Origin of the sequence: Sphingobium sp. MK2 (assembly GCF_040170545.1) — a bacterium.
Lineage (GTDB): Bacteria > Pseudomonadota > Alphaproteobacteria > Sphingomonadales > Sphingomonadaceae > Sphingobium.
In genome coordinates this window covers 1-1002 of sequence record NZ_JAZDXA010000106.1, presented here as the reverse complement: position 1 = coordinate 1002, position 1002 = coordinate 1, and the positions used below count along the sequence as shown (strand labels likewise).

Genomic DNA, 1002 nt, shown 5'->3' with positions numbered 1-1002 from the left:
CTCGACCCTAGCAAAATCAAGTACTTACGATCTCGTGTTCACTGCGCGTTCCGCCAGCGCTGTCCAACTTGGGCCAAGCGTGTCAACCTCCGTCGCGCTGGTTGTCGATCAGGCACCCGTGGGCAATCTTGCTTTTCCGATCCTTTATGATCTGGCTGCGGTGGAAACGCTGCGCGGACCGCAAGGCACATTATTTGGCCAGGGTGCCTCCGCGGGCGTGATCAACATCCGCACCGTGGCCCCCTCCACCGACCGAATTTCGGTCAGTGGCAGCATGCAATATGCCGACAAGGGGACCGCCGGATCGGAATTTGGGGAGCAGATCTACGATGCGGCAATCAACCTTCCCCTCAGCAACCAGATCGCCCTGCGGGTCGCCTCGCAATATAGGATCGAAACCGGGCTGCAACGCCGGATGAATGCCGTTCCCGGCAAGCCTGCCGGAACAGATAATGAAATCAGCGACTTCGGCATTCGGGGCAAGCTTCTGATCGAGCCAACAACTATGTTCCGCATCAATCTTTCTGCGGAATATGGCAAGCGTGAAGAAGATGGCCAGACCTTTGGCGGGATAGCTATTCGGCCCAACAGCACCACGCCGCTTGGCCCTCCTGGATCAACAGTTGGTGACCTTGCCGCGGCCGCCTATCTCAATCCCGCGACATGCGGAGTTACCAAATTCAGCCTTCGCGCCGAACAATATTGCGAAGAAGGTGCATCGTATATCGAAACAGAAATTCTCGCTTTCTCAGGCAGGATAGATATCGACCTGAACGACGACATTACCCTCACGTCGGTCAGTAGCTATCGTGACCGGAAATACTCTATTCTCCGTCGTGAATTCAGTCGGCTGGTCACAGCACCCGCCGCGCGTAATGAACGCTATGATGAAAATTCCGATGGCTTCAGCCAGGAATTGCGCATCAGCTGGACACCCGCAAAAACCGGCACTTTGATGCTTCCGTTGGGGTAATGGCGGCATGACCGGGGCACAGGGCGCTT

General features: G+C 56.3%; 1 pseudogene. It reads left to right on the top strand.

Annotated elements, in window-relative coordinates:
- A pseudogene (locus V2I08_RS20490) lies at positions 1–973 on the top strand (hypothetical protein); the annotation flags it as partial.
- Positions 974–1002: the final 29 nt, after the last annotated feature.